This window comes from Oleiphilus sp. HI0125 (assembly GCF_001635355.1).
In genome coordinates, this window is sequence record NZ_LWGF01000569.1 from 1 (window position 1) to 846 (window position 846).

Below are 846 nucleotides of genomic sequence, written 5' to 3' on the forward strand. Positions count from 1 at the left end.
GCTAATCAAGGATTAGCCTTGAGTTTAGATAAGCTTAAATCAAATCCTAGCGGGATCGATTTAGGACCGTTGAAATCTGGGTTGAGCTCGCGCATCTGTACTGAAGACAAGTGCATTCATGTCGTTATTGAAAGCTTGTTGCCAGAGATTGAAGCTCTCGCAACGCGAGAGGAAGGTCGAGATGAAAGTTGTGACTCTCAGACAGAGTTCTTGCTCATCGGGCGTCGTCATATCCGAAGTAATAATTCATGGCTACATAACTCCCAGAGACTTGTTAAAGGCCCTCGACGAGATCACGCCTTACTAAATCCTAACGATATTGATAGCTTGGGGATGGCTGAGGGTGAACGAATAGTGGTTCAGTCTCGAGTAGGTAAAATAGAAATAGACGCGTTTTCATCAGACGAGATCATGCCCGGCGTGATTAGTATTCCTCATGGCTGGGGGCATGATCGTAAGGGCACTAACTTATCGGTCGCCCAAGAGTGCGCTGGTGTCAGTGTGAATGATATCGTGGACGATCAGTACTATGATCCATTAACAGGGAACGCGGGGCTTAACGGCGTTCCGTGCTCTGTCCGTAAACTCTAGCGACGACAAACTCTGAGCTTCATACCACTTTTGTTAGAAAGGGTGATTTGAGGCTCTGGTTCAATCTTTGTTTGCTCGCATAAACTGAAAGAGAACTGCTGAACAAAGACGGCCAAAATAATTTTATTTTCCATCATGGCAAACGAATTGCCGATACACACTCTATTTCCTCCTCCAAAAGGCATATAAGCATATCTCGGGATCTTCGCTTCGTTTTCCGGAGAGAAACGCTCCGGATCGAAAACGTCTGGGTCT

Annotated in this window: 2 protein-coding genes; one reads left to right on the forward strand and one right to left on the reverse strand. The window is 46.0% G+C overall.

Annotated features, from left to right (window positions below; translation table 11 throughout):
• On the forward strand, positions 1–591 hold a 591-nt coding region (locus A3762_RS07070), incomplete at its 5' end, for a molybdopterin dinucleotide binding domain-containing protein (RefSeq protein ID WP_304439275.1).
• Here A3762_RS07070 and A3762_RS25720 read toward each other — a convergent pair.
• Positions 588–846 (reverse strand): cytochrome P450 (locus A3762_RS25720; RefSeq protein ID WP_156493315.1); only part of this gene is annotated, 259 nt, incomplete at its 5' end. The genes A3762_RS07070 and A3762_RS25720 overlap by 4 nt on opposite strands.